Genomic DNA, 21,140 nt, shown 5'->3' on the forward strand with positions numbered 1-21,140 from the left:
TAACTTATCACGCGGCTATTATAGTTTTATATGATCTTGGTCAATAGTAGCGGGTTAACAAAATATTCATTAAAATCTTTCAGATAGTTTATAAATAAGCCGTGCTTCTATCTAAATACATCTAGTAGATTAAATTTAAATTTTATTTCCGCTTTGTTGCATTTTTCGGATATCCTAAGATTGAACCGCCGTGCTATAAAGACAATCCAAAAAATGGACAATTATAACAATAATAGTAAGTAAAAAATAAGTATGGTTCATACCCAAGAAACGTATCCAATGGCTATGTTTTCTAGTCATTTGGGCAAGAATACGAAGTTGCTACTGAAAGCTATTGATGAGTACACTCAAGATGTGCACATTAATATTAGGTATGTTGGTTGTGGTATGAGTTTAAATGGTTATATTGCAGGTGCAGAGACTAATGAAATCCAAGTGAGTTGTTTTCGCTATGGTATAGACGTTGAAGTGCATTGTTTGCAAGATAATGTATTTTGCTTTGTTATTCCTTTGGCAGGAAAAGCAAGTATTCAAATTAATCCATATTCAGAGCCACTAGTCGGGCACGAAGTTTTTTTTATTCCACCGAATGTTGAATTAAATATGAAATATTCTGCGGAGTGTGGTCACATCATACTTCGTTTACCTGCTAATGATTATCATAATCAGGTGTTTTCATCTATTATGCGCCGAAATTCCGTCCTATCATTAGAGCAAGTTCAGTCCATTAGGGGAGCGATTCAAAATTTTGTTTACGCATGTACGTTTTGTAAGGATATGTTTAGTGCATTAGAGTTACTAAAGAAAGTACGATTAGATATCATTGATTCGATTCAAAATGATAATAGTCTTAAAAATGCATCCCCATATATAAATAATGAAAAGCTCGAACGAGCCGTCAGTTATATATTGGCTAATCCAGAATGGGAGTATGATGTTGATTTTTTATCCCAAGAGGCAGGTGTACCAAAAAGAACACTATATTGGTTGTTTAATAGTGAGCTAAATATTACCCCTTATCGGTTTTTTATAGTTTGTAAGTTAAAAAATGTACGACTCGATATATTAAAATATGGGAAGTCAATGACCATAACTGAAATCGCTATGAAGCATAGTTTTATTCATTTAAGTCGCTTTGCTAGCCAGTATAAGATTTTATTTGGCGAATTACCTATCGAAACACAAGGAAGATGCTCAAAAAAGTCACTATGATCTAAATTTTTTGAATGTTTTGCTCAAAACGAGTGATTTTAGTTTCAATATCAAAATTCATTTCGTCAATTTCTTCCATATTGGATGAATATTCAGAGATCACTGATCTAAGGATTTCTTGATGTTCATCTGTTAACTCAAGGCGACTAAAGTCGGCATGCATGACCTTCATTAGCTTTCCTAATCGACCCCGTACACTAATAATATAATCAAATACCTCTTGGTTTAAATCAGTAATATTGGATTTAATTTTACTTAATTCAACTGTATTAAAACTTTCTTCGTCAGGGTTTTCGTTTAGTACGTTGTCTATGGCTGATTCACAACTGTGACATATAGTGGCAATGTGATCATTCAAGCGTCCTAGAAATTCAGGCTCATTTATAGGCATATTTTTGATTAGAATGGATAAATGGGTTTCGTTAAACAAATAGCGCTTACCAATTTTTACGATTCTATCTCCTGATTCGCCTTTGTTTAATAATTCAGATTCTATTGGGCGAATAATATCATTGCTTGAAAATTCATAGCGTTTTTGATTACCGCGTAGTTGCAGGCAAACACATAATCCATGTTGTCTAAACCAATGTATAAGGGCAAACGCTAAGGACGCGGGATTTTTAACTTTAATAATATCAGTAAGTAATTTAATTAAGGAGCCTAATTCACTACTATTCATTAATGCGGTTTGCGCAGTTTTTTGTGCTAGTATCAATTGCACTTCTGATTGTTTGCGCTGTTCAAATAGTACCTCTGCTCGTAAGATAGAATGGTAAACTTCATGGCTTATTAAGCTAATTGCATTATCGAAGCCTTCTGTATAACACTCTTCTATAGTTTCATTTACCTGCTCATTCACAATATAAATCCAAACTTGATTGGAACGATTGTGTTGGCTTCGCAATAAGCTGGCGTTAGATAATGAATTTTCACTAAAAGCATTGCCATTTAAAATAATTACATGGGCTATTTCCAGAACGTGCTTCATTGGCTCTAAATGATCTAGATGAACAAAATACAGAGAGTCAATAGGGTAACTGTTTAAATAATTTGGGTAGGATGAGCCAATATAGCAAATATTATGCATGGAATATCTCCTTGATTATTCTTGATCTTAGGAGGTTGTTAGTCGTTAGATATCCGAAAAATGCAATATAAGAAAAAAAGTATACTTTATTGGTTGTTTAGCTTAATGCGCATATTATTTACATTAAATGAATATATTAAACATTAATCCATATTGAGTTATTTGCTATTTGAAATTGACTATTTGGACAAGTAAATTATTTTTCGAATTCACATGCTGAACATAAGTATGTGGAAGCTAAGCTGTAGCTTCTAGAGAATAATTACCGATATTCATACAGTGTCAACTTGAGCACAGCTATGGCTGAGCAAGCGAAAAAAATGCAATAAATATTAGGTTTTTTTAAAACATCAAATGGTTAAATACACCGTCCAAAACAATTGTACTCGCTGCTAAATCAACCATATACTCCTCTTAAATCAGAATTGGGGGAGTATATGTATCCATTCAAACAGGTTCTTCAAAACCAGCAAGAATTAACAAACCTTTTAGGTGAACCTCACCCTGTTGCCCGTGATAAAGCCATTGATTGTCTAGATGATTTTTGTAAAACCTTTATAAGTCGTAGCCCATTTGTGGTGGTGGCCACCTGTGATGAACTTGGCAATTTAGATACATCCCCTAAGGGAGATCCAGCTGGATTTGTTAAGATTTTGGATGATCATACAATTGTAATGCCTGAGCGACCGGGGAATAAACGCGCAGATTCGTATAATAACATTTTACGTAACCCAAAAGCGGCTCTTATCTTTTTTATTCCAGGAAAAAAAGAAACCTTTAGGGTATCAGGTTCAGCGCGCATCATTAGAGACGCCAATATTCTTGACGATATGCAAGTAAATGGTAAATCGCCTTTATTGGGATTAGCCATCCATGTGGAAGAGGCCTTCTTTCATTGTGCAAAAAGTACGGTACGTTCCAAACTTTGGCAGCCAGAGCATTGGCCGAATTTAGCTGGATTACCGACCCTAGCTGAAACAATGATAAAAAAGGCCCCTAAGTCTATATCATTGGATGATTTAGAAAAGGGTGTCCATTACGATGTGGAAAACAAGTTATATTAAACAGCGTGTATAACAGTGAGAAGATAAGCTTCAAACTTTAGTCACTTATAGGGTTTTTATAAAAACCTTACTATTACGCTGGTAGTTATAAAGCTCTTTTTTCTGCTGGGGTAAATCGTCAGTATTTGCGGCTTTAAACCCACGCTCTTCAAACCATTGTGCAGTACGAGTAGTTAGTACAAATAGTTGCTTGATGCCTTGGTTTTTTGCTTCACTGATTAATGTATTTAACAAGCGGTCACCACGTTTTCCATTACGATATTCTTGGTGCACGGCAACACAGGCAAGTTCGGCGGTGTTGTTATCATAGGAATATAATGCAGCGCAGCCTAGCACCATGCCATCTTTCACCAAGACGCGAAAGCGATCTATTTCGGTTTCTAAAACTTTACGTGAACGCCTTACTAGTACGCCTTTTTCTTCCAATGGGCTTAGTAACTCTAAGATACCCATGACATCTTCCATACGAGCGCCACGTAGTTGCTCTTGATGATGCTGGCTGACTAATGTGCCATTGCCTTCAAGGGTAAATAATTCAGTGAGTAACGCACCATCTTCAGAATGAGAAATTAATTGGCAGCGCTTAACACCACCATGTACCGCATGTGTGGCGGCTAGTAGCTGTACTTGTTGCTCTTGGTTCAAGCCTAAGTCATATAATTCACCGATGGCGCTAGTGATGACTTCTTTGATTAAACCACCGTTTTTATAAATGCAGTTGTTCTCGCCAAATAAAATTAATTTATCAGCTTGCAAGGCGATGGCAGTTTCAGTTGCAACCTCTTCGACAGATAAATTAAAGGTTTCACCTGTGCGGCTATAGCCAAGGCAGTTTAATAGAACAATCGCGTTGTTCTCTAACACCTTAGTAATGGCTTTTGCATCAATTTTACGTACTTCACCGGTATGAGCGAAATCTATGCCGTCAATTACGCCCATGGGTTTGGCTATAACGAAATTCCCCCCCACTACTCGAATATCTGCTCCGTGCATTGGGCTGTTACTCATGCCCGTGCTGAGCATAGCTTCAATTTGTGAACGCAAATGGCCAACAGCTTGTTGCACTGTAACGAGGGTGTCTTTATCTGTGATACGTTTATTATCGTAAAAAGTGCCTGTTTGTTTTTTAAGTGCACATAGCTCATCAATTTGTGGGCGAGCACCATGCACCAGCACCAATCGCACTCCTAAACTGTTGAGCAGGGCGATGTCGTGAATGATATCTTGGAACTGGTCATGGGCAAGGGTTTCCCCTCCTAACATGATGACAAAGGTTTTCCCCCTGTGAGCATTGATGTACGGGGAGCTTTGTCTAAACCAGTTGACGTATTGCTTGTGTGTATTGCTCAATTTGCTGTCTACTTGTGTGCGTTTTAAAACAGTTTACGGCTTTTTTAGCAAAGCCCCAAATCCAATTTATAAACAATAATGTTTAATGAATTGTTCTATGTAATTTACCATTGGCTCAATTTGGTCGTGAGCCATAAATTCATCTGGCTGATGAGCTTGGTCGATACTACCTGCACCCATTACAACCGTATCGATATTCGCAGCGGCTAAAAATGGCGCTTCGGTGGCAAAAGCAACGGCTTGTGCGCCATGGCCTGTGAGTTTTTCTGCTAAATTCACCAGTTCACTGTGCTCGCCACTGGCAAAGGCCTCAACCCCATCAAATAATCGGTAAAATTCAATTTGAGTTTGAGTCTGCTCGGCAATCCTATCTAATCGATCTTTAATTTGGACACGTAGTTGTTGGCTGCTCATGCCTGGAATGGTGCGTAAATCAAAGTGTAATTCACATTGGCCACAAATACGATTTGGGTTATCGCCGCCGTGAATGCAGCCTAAATTGAGTGTGGGGTTAGGCATACTAAAGCCTGTGTGGTGATATTGCTGTTTGAGCTCAGCTCGAAAGCTCATTAGGTCACCAATGACGGAATGCATGACGTCCATGGCATTTTTGCCAAGGCTTGGGTCTGAACTGTGACCCGCTTGTCCTGTGATTTTAATGCCTTCCATTAAAATACCTTTGTGCATATTAATGGGTTTTAAGCTGGTGGGCTCACCAATGATAGCGGCGCGGGCTTTTGGTAGGCCAAGACTAGCCAAGGCTCTGGCTCCCGTCATGCTGGTTTCTTCATCAGCGGTGGCCAATATGAAGATTGGGGATTTCAGTTTGGCTGGATCGACCTTTTCCACGGCAGCCAAAGCCAGTGCAAAAAAGCCTTTCATATCGCATGAGCCGAGCCCATAAAAGCGATTGTCTTTATCTGTCAGGGTAAAAGGGTCACTTTGCCATTTTTCGATATTGCATGGCACTGTATCGGTATGCCCCGATAATATTAATCCCCCAGGACCTTTGCCTAATGTAGCCAGCATATTGTATTTTTTATGTGCCTCATCAACACATTGTATTTCAACGCTAAACCCCAAGCTTTCACACCAACTGGCTAACTGGTCTATAACGGATTTATTGCTCATGTCGTATTCTGCTAATGTGCTAGAGATACTGGGCAATGACAGTAGGGTGGACATTTTTTGTTTAATGTCTGGTAATGGTTTCATGGTGTATATAGCGTAACCAAATTATTGTATGTAGCTTGAGTGTATCAAAGCCAATATAAATGTCTCGTGTTGTGTGCTTTACTGCTGAGTCTTGATTCGGTTTCTGCTAAGCTCCCTTTAGAAAAAAACAATAAGTGGAAGGCTATGGCCAACGAAGTTGAACTGAAACTCACCTTGCCGAGTCAGGCGGTCGCGTCATTTAAGCTCGATGCTGATCTTGGCAGCGCTCAAGGAGCCCCATTACTGCTTGATAATCAGTATTTCGATACCCCATCATTAGACTTAAATAAGTCCCACGCGGCTTTGCGCGTGCGTAAATCCCAGCATGGCTATAAGCAGACCCTGAAAAACAAAGGGCATACAATTGCGGGTTTGCATCAACGTGGTGAATGGGAGTACGACATTCCAAGTGATCAAATAGACTGGTTATTATTTGAAAACGACATTCAACTTCAAGACAAGCTAAAACAAAATATTCGCCCAATTTTTAAAACCGATTTCACTCGCCATGTTTGGCTTAAAACCTACGGTGAAAGTGAAATTGAACTGGTATTAGATGAGGGGTCGATTCAAAGCAACAACCCAACCCCAGAGCAACAAGCGAATAATAGTCAAAGCATTAATTTGTGTGAAATTGAATTGGAACTTAAATCTGGAAACATCGAAGATTTATTTTGCTGTGCGCTTGAACTTGCTAGTCGCCATCCTTTGGTTCCCTGTGACATCAATAAAGCAGAGCGGGGCTATGGTTTATTATCTCCCGAGATTAACTTTTTTACACCACAAGACTTTGCTAAAACTTGGCAGCAAAAACAATTACCCGTTTTTCAGTTCTTACAAGAAGTGTTAACTCGTATGAGTCGCCATTGGGATCGCTTTTCACAGCAAGAAAACTGGTGGTCGTTGCAGGCAGTTACTCGACAAGTTCATACTATATGCTGGCTACTTAGTGAAATTCCAAATTGCCCAGATAGCCTGCGTGGTCGTTGGTTAGTGTTACAGCAGGATTTATTAAAATTATTGCAGCCGGCCGTGGTTGTCTCGGGTTTGTATGTAGATATTAACAGCAATAGCCGTGGCTTAAGTCAGCGATTGTTAAACCTAAATGCGCCACAATTGAGCAAAGGGCTTGCCACTTGTATGAAGAACAATGGTCTAGGGTTGGCCATGTTAGATCTAGGTCATTACTTGTTTCAACAAGATCAAAATGATCAGGCCCAGCCAAATGTTTTTGATAGCGTAAAAAAATTGATGCATCAGGCGACACAAGAGCAATACGTCTGTGAAACTTCGTTACATACTTTAGCCTATATATGTTTGCGTTGTGGTGATTCGCGATACAGTTTTGTGAATGATGTCATTCGTTGTCAAACCGTTGTAAATGGCATGATTAGCGCAAAAGACATGTTAAATGTTATGACAGATGATATAAGCCGTGCCAAACTGGCCAGTTGGCAACGACGTTTAACCGTTGAAAATCGTAATTTACTCGATGCGAAACAAGCTCTCACCGAACAGGGCTGGGTGTAATTGGATACTCTATGAATCAGGCACAAGACTTAAAACTTTCGATTACAGCAGTTACTCAGTTACTTCAAAATGCTGGGCATTTATCTGCAGAACACCTAGCTGAAATCAAACAAAAAGGCATGAATGGAAAATCACATCCTGTTAGTGCCATTGAAAGCTATCAATTTACCAGTGCCATTAAACCTGAACTAAAGCTTGATGAAGAATTCATCATGGGGCTGCTTGCTCAAGAATCAAAACTTGAGTATTTCACCATCGACCCATTAAAAGTAAAAGCCAGTGAAGTCACCCCTACCATGTCGTTTGCGTTTGCGAAGCGTCATGGTTTATTGCCCGTTGCCATAAGTCGCGATCAGGTGACTGTTGCTACGGCAGAGCCGTATGATCATCGTTGGATTGAAGACATCGAGCACATTAATCGACGACAAGTGGGATTGGTTCTGGCAAAGCCTACAGACATTCAGCGTTATCAAGTGGAGTTCTTTAGTCTTGCAGCTTCGGTTAGTGGTGCTAGTGCATTGCATCAAAAACAAGGCAGTAACTTAGAGTCATTAGTGGAGCTGGGGACTAAAACCAGTAGTGATGCGAATGACGAGCACATCATTAATATTGTGGATTGGCTGTTCCAATACGCGTTTGAGCAGCGAGCCAGCGACATACATGTGGAGCCGCGCCGAGAAATTTCTCGAGTACGGTTTCGCATAGATGGCGTTCTACATCCTGTATATGAGTTCCCTGCAACAGTATCCAATGCTGTTACTAGTCGCATAAAAAGCTTGGGACGCATGAACATTGCAGAAAAACGTAAACCTCAAGACAGCCGCATCAAAACACGTACACCCAATGGTTATGAAGTCGAGTTACGCTTAAGCACCATGCCAACGGCCTTTGGGGAAAAGTTGGTTATGCGCATATTTGACCCAGATGTATTACTGCGCAACTTTAGTGAATTAGGCTTTAGCAAAGAAGACAATCAACACTGGGACAACATGGTGCATCAAACCTCAGGTATTGTTTTAGTAACCGGCCCAACAGGTTCCGGTAAAACGACCACCCTGTATAGCACCTTAAAACAATTGGCCACAGAAGAAGTCAATGTTTGTACGGTGGAAGACCCTATTGAGATGGTAGAGCCTACGTTTAATCAGATGCAGGTGAATTCTTCCATAGGCTTAAACTTTGCGTCCGGTATCCGTACCTTAATGCGTCAAGACCCAGATATAGTCATGGTTGGTGAGATTCGTGACAGTGAAACCGCGGAGATGGCGATTCAGGCCGCACTCACCGGCCACCTAGTATTGTCCACGTTACACACAAACGATGCCCCTAGTGCTATTGCCAGATTACAACATATTGGGGTGCCCCATTATTTGATTAAAAGCGCCGTAACCGGTGTGATGGCACAACGGTTGATACGAACTCTTTGTCCTCATTGCAAGCAGAAGCAAGCGGTTGATGGTAAAATGTGGGATGACCTAGTGAAACCTTGGAGCGCAAAAGCCCCCGACTTCGTTTACGAACCAATAGGGTGTCTAGAGTGTCGCAACACTGGGTATAAGGGTCGTGCTGGGCTCTATGAAGTTATGCCCATGAATGATACATTGGCAGAACTTATCCAAGTAGAAACAGATATGGCGCAATTAAGGCGCCAAGCCATGAAAGACGGTATGCGCAACCTCAGATTAAGTGGGGCGCAAAAAGTGGCCGCAGGATTGACCACTATAGAAGAAGTATTGCGAGTGACCCCAGCAGAAATGGGCTAACCTTAAGGAATGAGCAACACCAACCGTTCAACGTCCGGATTCCGCATTGGTGATACACCCAGTGCCATAATAAAAGGTAAACAATAATGGAAGTGCCGGCCATTATCGATTTAGAAGCGTCTGGTTTTGGACGTGGCAGCTACCCCATTGAAGTGGGGATTGCATTACAGGATGGCTCAGTCCATGCCTTATTAATACAACCAGCTGAAAGCTGGACCCATTGGGATGAAAGCGCTGAGGCTATACATGGCATCAGTCGTGAGTATCTGATGGCGCATGGGAAAACCCCTCGTGAAGTTGCTTTATATCTGAATGATATGTGCTCTGGCACCACGCTTTACAGTGATGCTTGGAGCTTTGATAGTTCTTGGTTAGGGCGTTTGTTTGATGAGGCAGAAATCATCCAGCGTTTTCGCTTAGATACCATTACTCGCCTTCTAACAGAAGATGAAATGAGTCACTGGAGCGACACCAAAGATGCCATGGTAAAAGAGCTTCAATTAGAAATACATCGTGCTGCAAACGATGTAACGTTACTTCGAGAGACCTTCAAAAGAATAAAAGCCACTTTATAGTGGTTTTTTATCATTCTATGAATAAATATTCATAAATGCTCTAGACAGCAATTTCCCGTTCATTTTTAATGGGTGTGCATATTAAGTGATCATAAGAATTAGATGGTGCTGCCAGCCATGTGGTTTTAGCTTAATCACTTAAGCCTGTTACAAAACACAACAAATCTCTTTTTGATTTTAACTGAAATCAGCATATAGTATTAGCCTTGTTTAATTAACCAGCCGATATGAGTCTGACATCTCATTAGGTTGTCGTAGTCTTGGTTTTGTTTGATACTGATTTATTATTAAGCCAATGACATTCAAGGAAGAATACATGGTATATCACGTCTATATTCTTAAGTGCAGTGACGGTACTTATTACACAGGCCATAGTGATCAACTTGGTAAGCGCCTTGCAGAGCATCACAATCAAGTGTTTTCAGATTGCTATACCGCTACTCGATTACCGGTGGAACTGGTTTTTCAACAACCATTTGCAACTCAGCAAGGTGCTATTGCTAACCAGCAACAAATATCCAGCTGGAGCCAAGCTAAGCTAGAAGCTTTTTTGGCGCAAGGCGAACAATTGGTTTCAGATGTGCCAAAGCCACAGTTTATTGCGCATACCTAAAGATTGCCGTTTATAATCTAAACGGCAATCGTGTTTCTACTGATTTTTTTTCGCTCGCTTTTCATTGATTATTGTACGGTACATTTTCCCAAGATCTCGATCCTTTGCGCGTTTTTCCGCAAGGGTGGCGACGTTGAGTGCCTGCTCCCGCATGAGTTTGTGATAGCTTTGGAGTCGTCTAAGTTCAAGCTCACCATTAGCAATGGCTTGGTTGACAGCACAGTTTGGTTCGTTCTGATGCTGACAGTCATTAAATCGACAGGCTTTTGCTAACTCAGTAATATCAGAGAAAGTTTGCTGAATACCTTCTTCACATTGTGCCAGTTGCAGCTCTCGCATTCCGGGTGTGTCCAGTAACAGGCCCCCTTGTGGTAAGAAGTGCAGTTGCCTTGAGGTAGTGGTGTGACGACCTTTGCTGTCATCTTCACGAATGCCCTGAGTGGCGCTGGCGGATGAGTCCTCGTTGGTTAAACCTTTTAAGGTGTTAACCAAGGTGGACTTACCTACCCCGGACGAACCAAGCAGTGCAATGGTTTGACCGCTTTTGCAAAACTCGTATAGTCCTTTGAGGCTGGTTTCATCGAGCCCGTTAACGGTTTCAATCATTAGGTGATGATCTAATGCGCGCAGAGGCTTTAGATAGTCGTCAATGTTTTCACACAAGTCTGCTTTGGTTAGCACGACCACAGGCTCACATTGCGCTTCATGGGTAATGGCGAGGTAACGCTCAATCCGGTTTAAATTAAAATCATCGTTTAATGATGCCACTATAAAAACCGTATCCACATTACTGGCAATGCTCTGCTTTTGTACTTTTGTGCCACTGGCTTTTCTGAAAAAGTAACTTTGCCTATCCAGTAAACGTTCAAAGCGTCCTTCTTTGCTCATCAGGACCCAATCGCCAACGGTGAGGCTGGAGACATTTTGGGTTATGGGTAAAGTCCCTTCCCCTTCTGTAGATAGATATCGATACTGGTTTTTATGTTGCTCAATAATGCGCACAGCATGGCAAGATTCTAACTCTTCAAGACTTAATTGAGTTTGAAAAAAGTTACGCCAGCCAAGTGCTGGCAGCGTTAAATATGTATTCATGTACGAACCCTAAGTAACACTCGTTACTTAAAAAGAAGTTAAATGGGTTGCCCCAAGTTCAACCTGAATTATCGGCAGGCTGTTTCCGTAAGGGTTTTATATACAATCATCCATATTTCCTCATAGTTTGATGTGTGACCTGTATAGTAGTCTTTTTTTACATTTGGTCTAGCAATTTATTAGGATTACCCTGAGGCTTTTAGTTCAAAATTAAGGGCTTCTGCTAACGTTTTATGTTGGAACTGGAATCCGTGGCGGGTCAGAATGCTGGGCAAGACACGGTTACTGCCTAAGAGTAATAACTCCCCCATTTCTCCAAATAACAGTTTTATCATGGTGGACGGCAATGGCAGAAGACAAGGGCGTCTGAGCTCGGCCGCTAATGTTTGACTGAATATACGATTGGTGACTGGATGTGGGGCGGTTAAATTGACGGGCCCTTGGATGCTAGGCTCATCTAATAAAAAGGCAATGGCTCGAAGCTCATCTGTGAGGCTGATCCAGCTCATGTATTGCTGGCCGTTACCGATTTTGCCACCGAGACCAAATTTAAATGCAGGAAGCATTTTTTGAAGTGCTCCGCCATGGTTTGCTAGAACGATACCTGAGCGTATAAAAACAGTGCGAATATTGGCGTTTACAGCAGGCAAAGCGGCCGCTTCCCATTGTTTAACGATGTCAGTTAAGAAGTTATTGCCAGCTTTACTGGACTCGTCTGTTTCTGTGTGACGGGTATCGCCGTAATAGCCAATGGCACTGGCATTTATAAGGACCTTAGGAGGCTCAAAGCGTTTTACAAGGGCTTGTGATAATAATTGGGTGCTTTTCACCCGACTATCAATTAGTGCTTGTTTTCTTTTCTTGTTCCATGATTTCTCACCAATATTCACGCCATTTAAATTGATGACTGCATCGATAGTAATAGATTCATCAAGGTGAATAATGTCTTGTTCATGTAGCCAATAAAAACTGCCAGAAGATTTGCCACGGTGCAGTAAATACACTTGATGGCCTTTGCTTTCGAGGTATGGTTTTAAAGCACTTCCAATGAAGCCGCTTGCACCACTAATGAGAATATTCATAGTACGCACTTAATAATATAGACACTATCTTGTACGTGTCAGTACTGGAATTGGATGACACTATGAGTCTTCAGAATACGTTGGGTTATTCAATTTATAGATACCCTGAAGACTCATTTTCCGTGCTCCACTAAGACTTTACTGGGCGTGGTGTGATACACACCTGATCGCCATAATAATTGTCAGTGTAATTGCACTTTAGTGGTTGGTTTTGAGTATGCTTTTTAATAATACGCTTAACTAAGTTCATATGTTTATCCTTTTATTGGTGGTTGCCCTAAGGCATGCATTAAAGATAAAGGCTGTTAGTGTATTATGATAATTAATTATTACTCTTTGTATGATAGTTTTTACTAATAACCAAAGGACCTGTCAAAGGCTTGTAGTTAAAACAAAAGCAGTAAATAGAGGAGTACTTAACTGCTGTAAGTCATCTCTGTAATAGTCCTTTACTCTTGGCTCCATGATGCGTTTCCTGAAAGGGGGTGAAACAATACAATTGTTAGATTTTTTTGTTTTGTAGGTACTTCTCTTCAAACTCCTCGAAAGATATGGCTGGACACCAAAAGTGCCCCTGAGCTCCATCACAATCGATACCTTTGATGTGCTCAAGCTCAGCCCTTGTTTCAATGCCTTCTGCGATGGTTTTAGAATTACTGGAGCGAGCTAGCTCCACGATAGCTTTGACAATATGCTGTTTTTGCTTATCAATATGAATATTTCGCGTAAACGCGATATCGATTTTGATTTCATCAGGTTCAATATTTTGTAAGTAGACCATAGAGCTAAAACCAGTACCAAAGTCATCAATTGAAACTGTAAAACCTAGAAGTTTAAGCACTTTAACGGTTTGAATTATTTGCGCTGGGTTGTCTTGAGCCGCCGATTCGGTGATTTCAAATGTAATCCATTTTGATTCAATATTATAAAACTCTAATCGAGATGCAATAAAAGGCGTGAGTCTTTGTTCTGACAAATCTAAGGCAGATAAATTGATTGAAATATTGAAGGGCATTTCAAGCATATTTTGTTTATTTAAATCTCCTATCCACTTGAATACACTGGTTATTACATATTGTGTAATTTGAAAAACCATACCGCTTTGTTCGGCTAATGGAATAAATAGACCAGGAGAGAATTCTCCAAAATTACGATGAGGCCAACGAATAAGTGCTTCACCACCAATTAACGATTCATCGGATAAATTAAATTTCGGTTGAATAAATACTTTTAAGTGTTGTTCCTCTAATGCTTCTTGGAGCTCATGAACAATTAGTGTGCGCTCGCTTATTGATTTTTCATGATCATGAGAATAAAGAGCCCATTTATTTTTTTGGCGTAAGCTGATGAGTAAAGCAACTTGGGCTTGTCGATAGGCAGATTCGATATCCTCTGTTACCTCAGCGCAGCCCAGTGTGATACGGATTTGACTATTAAATTCCTTACTTGTTAGCAGACCATCAGATTCTTCCATCATTTGACTCATAACTTCTGACAAGGTGATATCAATACCGTCTTTAGGTAAATTAATCAGGCACATAACTTGTTCTGATGGCAAAGAGATGAGGTAGGTATCCTCTCCATTTGGCATAGGAAAGGGGACTGACCAAGTTTTGTTTTTTAAAAAATTAGAAATATTGAGTGTGTGAGAATTATATAGTTTTGTTAACGCATTGGGGCCGTATAAACTGGCAACTTCTTTAAACCCAGCCAAATCAGCAATGATAACAAAAGGGTGTTCAAGACGACTTCCGATCTCTGGATACAATTTTGGTAATTCAGTTTTGAGATAACTAAAATTGGCCACTTGAGTATCAGGATAAATATAAAGTTGATTGAGTAGAGTATTTTCTGCGTGTTTAATCCGGCTTGCTAGTGCAATAGATAATAAGAATAACTCTATTAAAGTACCAAATAGGAAGCCATGAATAGTTAAAAAATTGGCTGGCAATAAATTAGTGGAATAACCTATATCAATTAACGCTCCTGTTAATGGGAATACCCATGAAATCAAATAATACTTGGCCGGCTTGTATCCCTGATTGAATGCAATAAAACCAACATAAACAGCAAAAATACTGATTAAAAACTGGAAGGGACCAAAATAGGGCATGGTTTGATATTCATAAAATATCAAATTGGTAGCTGCAAAAATAAGAGTTATAACTCTTAGGGGGAGAAAGAATTTGACATACTTAGGCGCATTTTTTTCACAATCTAAAAAGGAATAAAAAAAGTGCAAACCAAAATAAATCATCATGGTTCCCAAAAACATGGCATTTTGAGATAACAAAATTTGAATTGATTCGGGCCAAATTTTGAATCCGAAACCGTTTGCCCCTGAAAAATATAAGAACCCCGTTAGGTGAAACACTAAATACCATATATAGGTCTTGCTGGGGTGCATGGCGTAAATAAGGACATTAAAGAAGGCCATAGCCAATAGAACAGAGATAACACTGGCCCAAAAAGAGTCTTGAAATCGCACAAATTCACTGTGGCTGCTTTCGTTATAAATCGTCATAGGCAGCACCGAAGGGCCATTACTTTGTTTTTCAATTAGCAGTGTGAATGCTTGCTTATTTTTAATAGTAAATTCAAAGTTGACTCCTTTGTATGATTCATCGTTATTTGGTTCTCTATGGGCAAGACCTAAGTTTTTGTGTTTTATTAATTTACCATTTTCATAAAGATAGAAATGCAGATGGGTTAATACATGTGTTTGAATATTAATAATACGTTTGTGCGAATGCTCGTCGGCGAAGTGTCCAAGTAATTTGATTTTATACCAGCTTGTATGCGGCCCTTGCTGGAGTGATGTTTCATAGGCCTGATTGGAAAACGACTGAGAAAACCAGTACTCGGCAGGTTCTTTCACATGATCTTGGTTGATTACGGTTGATAAAGGGCCATTAAGAGTCATCACAGGTGAATCGTCTATAACGATTTCTGAGGCAAACACATGGCTCATGCTTATAACTAAAATGAATATTAAACGTACCAATAGCACAAAACTCTCCGCCTAACTTTGCCCTTAGCTTCTTATAAGCCTAGCTGATTTTTTATTGTTTTTATTCTAAGGAATGGCTGATGCCGTCTCGCATTTCTTCTCTGTTGTTGCATGTGAACCTGAACTCATTGTTTGGGGGCGCCAGCTATGAGATTGTGGAGATGCAGGCTAACAAATTTAGAATGACACCGGTTTTTCTACCTCATAGAGTGCGTGTTGAAGATCTTCTAGTTTCTCACTCACTAAAACGCCGGCATCTTGCAGGCCTTTATTATAAAAAAAGCTGCCAATTTCGCTGGAGAAAAAATCAAGTAAAAATTCGGCATCAAATTGACCAATATCTTGGTCAAGGTTGTGCAAAAAGTAACGTTTTATTTTTTCTATGGCATCTTTTTTTTGTTGGGAGTCTAATTTTAATTCGCTCATTTATTTCCTGTTATATCCAGCGTCTAACGTGTGTGCAGTACTGTACATATTGCTCGCCAAATTTCTCTTTTAAAAAATGCTCTTCAGGTTGAATTTGGAAGCGGTTAAGATACCCAACGAAAGCAAAACTTAACATGAGATTGATGATATTTCCTTGGGATAAACTCAAGGCTAGCAAACATAAAACCATACCTACATACATAGGGTTCCTACTAATACGATAGAGCCCGGTAATGACTAATGAATTACTTTTATTCGGGGTTCTTGGGTCTACAGTGGTCTTGGCTCGAATAAAACTGACGGCAGCAGGAAAAATAAAGAGAATACCAAGTATTAATAAAAATGTAGCGAACAGGGCTTGCCCAGAGAATTGAATGTGAACCGCTAAAGATTGATCAATAAGCCACATTAGAGCAGCAATGAAAAACGTTAGGGGTAACGGGGGCAAGAGCAATTCTAGCTTGTTTAACATGTGATACCCCTTAATGTAAGGCTTACTGGAGCCAGTAAGCCTATGAAGAGACTAGTTTGGTAGTTCGCCATTGTGGTAAACGTTTTGAACGTCATCCACGTCATCGAGCATTTCTAAGAATTTCTCAAAAATAGGCAAGTCCGCTTCTGGAAGGGGAGCTGTCTGGTGTGGTACAAATTGGATTTCTTCCACTTCAAATTCTAAGCCTTCAAAGGCGTTTTGTAGAGCCGTTTTTGTTTTGAAGAACTCAGTTTGTGGAGCAAATACAGTTACCATACCGTTGTCTAATTCAATGTCGGTTACGTCTACATCGTCCATCATTAATGCTTCTAATACAGCCTCTTCGTCTTCACCTTTAAATACGAAAATAGCACTGTGATCAAACATATGAGATGCGGAACCCTGTGCACCAATTTTGCATTTTGCTTTATTGAAGCAAGTGCGTACATCACCAAACGTGCGATTTGGGTTATCGGTTAGGCATTCTATAATCACCATGGTGCCACCAGGCCCGAAACCTTCATAACGTGCGACATCGTAGTCTTCACCGCCGCCGCCTTTGGCCTTGTCGATGGCTTTTTCAATTACATGGCTTGGTACTTGGTCTTTTTTAGCTCGATCAATCAAGCTGCGTAGAGAAAGGTTACCGTCGGGGTCGATACCGCCTTTTTTGGCGCTTACATAGATTTCACGGCCATATTTACTGTAAACCTTGGTTTTTTGTGCGGCCGTTTTGGCCATAGATTCTTTTCGGTTTTGAAAGGCGCGACCCATTGTTTGCTCTCAGTTTGTTTCTAAAGAAGTAAATTCTACCTGTTGCGGGCGACTGATGGAACCATTGTCATATTGTTGTTTTAAATATAATCAGCTTTGCTATGAGGCTTATACTGTTTGCTGAAAAGCTTAATTTCTAACCTTTTTCCGGTCTAAGTCAGGTTTCTTTGTTGGGCTGACTGTTAAATGAACAGTACAGGGTGCTAGTATTTTTTACTATTTAATGTATCTAAGGCCGATATACGCCGTTGCTGATACCATGAATCATAAAACTGGTGTTAGATGAAAGAGTATAAATAGCAATAAAAACCAGAAAACCTGCAATAACCTAAAGCGTTACATGTACGGCTTACAACTTTAATAGTGAGCTTATCTCAGAGAAAATTAGTCCTAAAAATATTAGACACTGGTCAAAAGGGTTCATTTACTTTAGCCCGGTGGCCACTGTAGGTTACGGCCGCCAATGACATGATAATGTAAATGAAACACACTCTGGCAAGCATCTGCGCCGTTATTCACTACTAAGCGAAAGGCTTCGCCGATGCCGGCATCCTCCGCCACTTGATTAGCCACTAAATTTAAATGACCAAGCAGGGTTTTATCTTCTGATGTTGCGTCACATAGTCGTGGAATAGGTTTTTTAGGAATGATTAGAATATGTATAGGTGCCGCTGGCATAATATCTTTAAAAGCCAGACATAAGTCGTCTTCATAAACGATATCAGCGGGCACTTCTTTATTAATGATTTTACTAAAAATAGTTTCATCACTGGGTGCAGGCTTTTGCATATTGGGCTCCATTTATGATTGAGCTTTAGAAAGCTTGTCGCGCAAACTAGCTATATCTTTTAATCGATTAAACCAAAATGGCGCACCAAGGGAAATTAAAATGCTGCTAAAGATGATCCCTAACCAATTTGTTAAACTCGCAACGCTTATTGAAAGATAATATGTTACCCATTCATTTGGTGTAATTTTAAAGTTTAACGCTTGCAAGGAATCTTGCAGATTTTCTAAATTAGCTTGTTCAATGTTAAGGGGATCTTCTAACTGCTTTGAGGCGTTTATTGCTTGGTGGCGTAATAAGCTATCTTCATTTAATTGTTGTAGTAGTGAAAAACAATTTAGTTGAAATACAAAACAGATTACAAACGCCATAACGATACTAATTTGATGCATCCATTGTTTAAAGCGTTGGCTCATTACTTCTTCAATAATTGAAAAATGTTTAATTACGTTTTGTTTTAGTTGCTCTTTCTGGTCAATACTCATCTCTGGAGTATCATTGATTGTATCAATTAATTGTTTTTGGTTGATGCTGGTTACCTTAATTTTATTACTAGAAAAATTAATTGGTAAGGCGGTTGAATGAAGCTCAGATGATGCATGCCTCTCAATTTGCGCCATTATTTTTTTAGCCGCATCATGCTCAATGGTGTTTAGGTTTTCTAGAAAGTGAAGGATGACTGATTTAAAGTTTTTAAAGCGTAAATCGAATGCGGCCTGTGCTCCCTGTACTAAAGCGGTAACCAATAGACTAAACAGCAGCATGATAGCTACAAAGCCAGTTAAAATACCAAGTATATCCATTAGCATAATAAGATCCTTTTTATTTTTTTAGTATTATGCCTAATTGGCTTTTAATGTGTAGGTTTTATTTTAAATTCTCAAGGGGTGGCGCATTGTTAGTAAATACACTGCCAATAAACAGTTGTTTTTCTTGAAGGGCTTCAATAATTCTTTCTGCAATGTCTGTGGCCATGGCTTTTTCTAAACGCACATCTAATACATAGGCTTTTACTTTTAAGTGGTAATAAAAGTCACGTTCAAAAACAGGAAAAACGGTAGCAGAAATAGGCTTCTTTAAATAGACATAGTAACTGCATTTAGCCGCGTTCAACGCTATGCTTTTTAATTGGGAAACTGGAATACTTACTGGTAAGTGCAAGTCAATAGCCACCATTTCGTTAAGTTCACCGTTATTCGCGTTACTGATGGGCATTTTTAAAATATCAGCATTAGGTACGGTAATAACATTATCATCAAATGTATGAAGTTTAGTTGTACTTAAGTCCAAACTAATCACCTCGCCATAGTGTTCGCCAACTTGAATCATATCGCCAATTTTGAAACGTGGAGAGATGGCCATCATTACCCCAGCCACAAGATTACGAATGGCATCTTGTGAAGCTAAGCCTAATGCCAAACCTAGTGAGCCTAGAGACGCATAAATTACGGACTGTGGAGGATGAATAATACCTAAAACAATATATAGAATGGAAATTAGCCAAAGAGCTACTCGTATTACTGGGTATGTTTGTGACAGTTGTATTCTATATTTTGGGTTGTAATTAACTAACGAGTCAATTAGCCAACGGATTCCAAATAACATTAGCCATGTGGCTAGTATGGTTAATGCAATGGATAGTAGTGTTGCATAAGAAAATAAATTGAAAAACTGCTCAAATATATTGATATCCATGGGGCACCTAGTACAAATAATTCATGGAAATAAGATAACGTATTACCACTGCACAGATTATTAGTTTCATCTGATAAACAGGGTTTACAGCATTGTCTTCCGTGATATCTAAAATACCCAAAACTCTTAGGTGCTCAAGTATCATTTTACTTTCGTTGTGAGACATACGGAAAATTTTGGCGTGTTCTCGAACCGCTAACTGGCCATGTGTACTGATTTCTGCCAAGGTGAATAATTCTGATTGTGTCAGTTTTTTCAACGGAGTGGTGTCTATTTCTCCTGGCTTCATTAAAAAGATACTTTGCGGTTTAGTACCATGGGTCAGATGGTTTAAACAATAAAATAGTCCAAGCTCAACACAACCTTTACTGCGCTTGGCAATGTTATGCAGCGGACCTTTTTCTTTATGAAGTTTATCAGTGGGAATGTCGTTGATGATATTGAAGCCAGCATATGAAAACCTATTAATGAGTAATTCACGCATTTGGCTTTCACTAAAATTTGATACATGTTGCTGGTGTGAGATCAAATTTTCAAAAGAATATCCATAACATAATCTACGCCAAGCTTGATCTTCTGCGGCTAACAACCAAAAGTGATGCCCTCTACTGGCTAAAATAACAGCGCTAAAGCAGTCAATAACCGCCTGTGCAGCGAGCGTGCGTTGGACCAGTAAATGTAAGTTGTCGATAGCAATGACCATGGGCGGTAACTGGTTCACTAGATCAATGAAATCGTCCAGTTTGTAATCTTGATTCTCAATTCCTAAGGCTTTAGCTATCGTATTGATAACCTCTTGTTCATTAGAGAGGCGTTTATTTAAAGGAAGTAATTTATAAGGCTTTTCTTTTTGTTTTAGGTCATTTACAAAAACATTTAGTAAGGTTGATAATCCCGTCCCTTTTTCACCATAGATTGCACAACTTACATTGCGACCGTTTTCCCATAGTTGATAACTATTGTGCAAAAATTTTAAATCTTTTCGTTCAATGATTCGGGCATCTAGACCACCCAGAGGGCCATCGTAGAAAGCACTTTTCAACCCAGCATCAAGGGAATGATAAAAATCAGATTGATAAAATAAGCTTACTTGATCAAGGGGAACGGTTTGATCTTCTTTTGTAGAGAACCAATCTTTGGTCAGATGCTGCCATTGATCACTGAGCCAGTTTTTTGTATTTGGCATATTAATAATGTCCTGATGATAATTTGAGTATGCCAGTGAAGAGGCCTAGATGTCATTACCTCAAATAAAAATGTGGTGTATGCCTATTACTGGTTTTGCATTACTGGCTCAATGATAGGTTTATTTAAGTGAAAGGGGTTGGTTGTGAATTAGAATTACTTCTTGTGATTTTGCTAGGCTATTGATTTTTGGGCAATAAAAAATCCC

At 39.5% G+C, this 21,140-nt stretch carries 19 protein-coding genes; 6 read left to right on the forward strand and 13 right to left on the reverse strand.

The genetic code is table 11. From position 1 onward, the window contains the following. The first annotated feature begins 252 nt into the window (after window positions 1-252). A complete protein-coding gene (locus tag ABWV45_RS07630) occupies window positions 253-1,212 on the forward strand; it encodes a helix-turn-helix domain-containing protein (RefSeq protein WP_353350304.1) in 960 nt (319 codons plus the stop codon). A 1-nt stretch (window position 1,213) separates the two neighbouring features. Here the strand turns inward: ABWV45_RS07630 and ABWV45_RS07635 are convergent, their stop codons facing one another. Next, entirely contained in the window at window positions 1,214-2,299 is a 1,086-nt protein-coding gene (locus ABWV45_RS07635) for a hypothetical protein (RefSeq protein WP_353350306.1), read from the reverse strand. 437 nt (window positions 2,300-2,736) lie between these two features. Between ABWV45_RS07635 and ABWV45_RS07640 the strand changes: the two genes are divergently transcribed. After that, the gene (locus tag ABWV45_RS07640) at window positions 2,737-3,363 is read left to right on the forward strand and encodes an MSMEG_1061 family FMN-dependent PPOX-type flavoprotein (protein WP_353350308.1); all 627 of its coding nucleotides are present in this window, start codon (window positions 2,737-2,739) and stop codon (window positions 3,361-3,363) included. A gap of 45 nt (window positions 3,364-3,408) precedes the next feature. Here ABWV45_RS07640 and argA read toward each other — a convergent pair whose 3' ends face one another. Both argA and argE read right to left on the reverse strand, forming a co-directional pair. After that, window positions 3,409-4,713, reverse strand: coding sequence for an amino-acid N-acetyltransferase (argA, locus tag ABWV45_RS07645; RefSeq protein ID WP_353350310.1), 1,305 nt, complete (start codon window positions 4,711-4,713; stop codon window positions 3,409-3,411). A gap of 66 nt (window positions 4,714-4,779) precedes the next feature. After that, window positions 4,780-5,928: an acetylornithine deacetylase gene (gene argE / locus ABWV45_RS07650; protein WP_353350312.1), complete on the reverse strand. Its 1,149-nt coding sequence runs from the start codon at window positions 5,926-5,928 to the stop codon at window positions 4,780-4,782. Between the two features lie 144 nt (window positions 5,929-6,072). On the opposite strand from argE, the gene ABWV45_RS07655 reads away from it, so the two are divergent. From ABWV45_RS07655 to ABWV45_RS07670, 4 genes are all read left to right on the forward strand, one after another. After that, window positions 6,073-7,458, forward strand: coding sequence for a CYTH domain-containing protein (locus ABWV45_RS07655; protein WP_353350314.1), 1,386 nt, complete (start codon window positions 6,073-6,075; stop codon window positions 7,456-7,458). An 11-nt stretch (window positions 7,459-7,469) separates the two neighbouring features. Beyond that, complete coding sequence (gene tfpB, locus ABWV45_RS07660; protein ID WP_353350316.1) at window positions 7,470-9,221, forward strand: type IV pilus assembly ATPase TfpB; 1,752 nt, start codon at window positions 7,470-7,472, stop codon at window positions 9,219-9,221. An 86-nt stretch (window positions 9,222-9,307) separates the two neighbouring features. Beyond that, the gene (locus ABWV45_RS07665; protein WP_353350318.1) at window positions 9,308-9,796 is read left to right on the forward strand and encodes a 3'-5' exonuclease; all 489 of its coding nucleotides are present in this window, start codon (window positions 9,308-9,310) and stop codon (window positions 9,794-9,796) included. Window positions 9,797-10,112: 316 nt separating this feature from the next. Next, window positions 10,113-10,409, forward strand: a complete 297-nt coding sequence (locus ABWV45_RS07670; protein ID WP_353350320.1) for a GIY-YIG nuclease family protein — start codon at window positions 10,113-10,115, stop codon at window positions 10,407-10,409. Window positions 10,410-10,445: 36 nt separating this feature from the next. Here the strand turns inward: ABWV45_RS07670 and rsgA are convergent, their stop codons facing one another. From rsgA to ABWV45_RS07720, 10 genes are all read right to left on the reverse strand, one after another. Continuing rightward, window positions 10,446-11,501 (reverse strand): ribosome small subunit-dependent GTPase A, encoded by a 1,056-nt coding sequence (gene rsgA, locus ABWV45_RS07675; protein ID WP_353350322.1) that lies wholly within the window; start codon window positions 11,499-11,501, stop codon window positions 10,446-10,448. Window positions 11,502-11,686: 185 nt separating this feature from the next. After that, window positions 11,687-12,583, reverse strand: a complete 897-nt coding sequence (locus ABWV45_RS07680) for a TIGR01777 family oxidoreductase (RefSeq protein WP_353350324.1) — start codon at window positions 12,581-12,583, stop codon at window positions 11,687-11,689. Between the two features lie 502 nt (window positions 12,584-13,085). Continuing rightward, window positions 13,086-15,593 (reverse strand): EAL domain-containing protein, encoded by a 2,508-nt coding sequence (locus ABWV45_RS07685; RefSeq protein ID WP_353350326.1) that lies wholly within the window; start codon window positions 15,591-15,593, stop codon window positions 13,086-13,088. 177 nt (window positions 15,594-15,770) lie between these two features. Next, window positions 15,771-16,019: a DUF2164 domain-containing protein gene (locus ABWV45_RS07690; protein ID WP_353350328.1), complete on the reverse strand. Its 249-nt coding sequence runs from the start codon at window positions 16,017-16,019 to the stop codon at window positions 15,771-15,773. A 10-nt stretch (window positions 16,020-16,029) separates the two neighbouring features. Next, the gene (locus ABWV45_RS07695; RefSeq protein WP_353350330.1) at window positions 16,030-16,491 is read right to left on the reverse strand and encodes a methyltransferase family protein; all 462 of its coding nucleotides are present in this window, start codon (window positions 16,489-16,491) and stop codon (window positions 16,030-16,032) included. A 51-nt stretch (window positions 16,492-16,542) separates the two neighbouring features. Continuing rightward, window positions 16,543-17,265, reverse strand: a complete 723-nt coding sequence (locus ABWV45_RS07700) for a YebC/PmpR family DNA-binding transcriptional regulator (RefSeq protein WP_353350332.1) — start codon at window positions 17,263-17,265, stop codon at window positions 16,543-16,545. Between the two features lie 429 nt (window positions 17,266-17,694). Beyond that, window positions 17,695-18,054 (reverse strand): histidine triad nucleotide-binding protein, encoded by a 360-nt coding sequence (locus ABWV45_RS07705; protein WP_353350334.1) that lies wholly within the window; start codon window positions 18,052-18,054, stop codon window positions 17,695-17,697. Window positions 18,055-18,066: 12 nt separating this feature from the next. Next, complete coding sequence (locus tag ABWV45_RS07710) at window positions 18,067-18,861, reverse strand: hypothetical protein (RefSeq protein ID WP_353350336.1); 795 nt, start codon at window positions 18,859-18,861, stop codon at window positions 18,067-18,069. Between the two features lie 58 nt (window positions 18,862-18,919). Further along, window positions 18,920-19,747: a mechanosensitive ion channel domain-containing protein gene (locus tag ABWV45_RS07715; RefSeq protein ID WP_353350338.1), complete on the reverse strand. Its 828-nt coding sequence runs from the start codon at window positions 19,745-19,747 to the stop codon at window positions 18,920-18,922. Window positions 19,748-19,754: 7 nt separating this feature from the next. After that, window positions 19,755-20,933: a hypothetical protein gene (locus ABWV45_RS07720; RefSeq protein WP_353350340.1), complete on the reverse strand. Its 1,179-nt coding sequence runs from the start codon at window positions 20,931-20,933 to the stop codon at window positions 19,755-19,757. Window positions 20,934-21,140: the final 207 nt, after the last annotated feature.

It is taken from the genome of Oceaniserpentilla sp. 4NH20-0058 (assembly GCF_040371755.1).
GTDB lineage: Bacteria > Pseudomonadota > Gammaproteobacteria > Pseudomonadales > Oceanobacteraceae > Bermanella.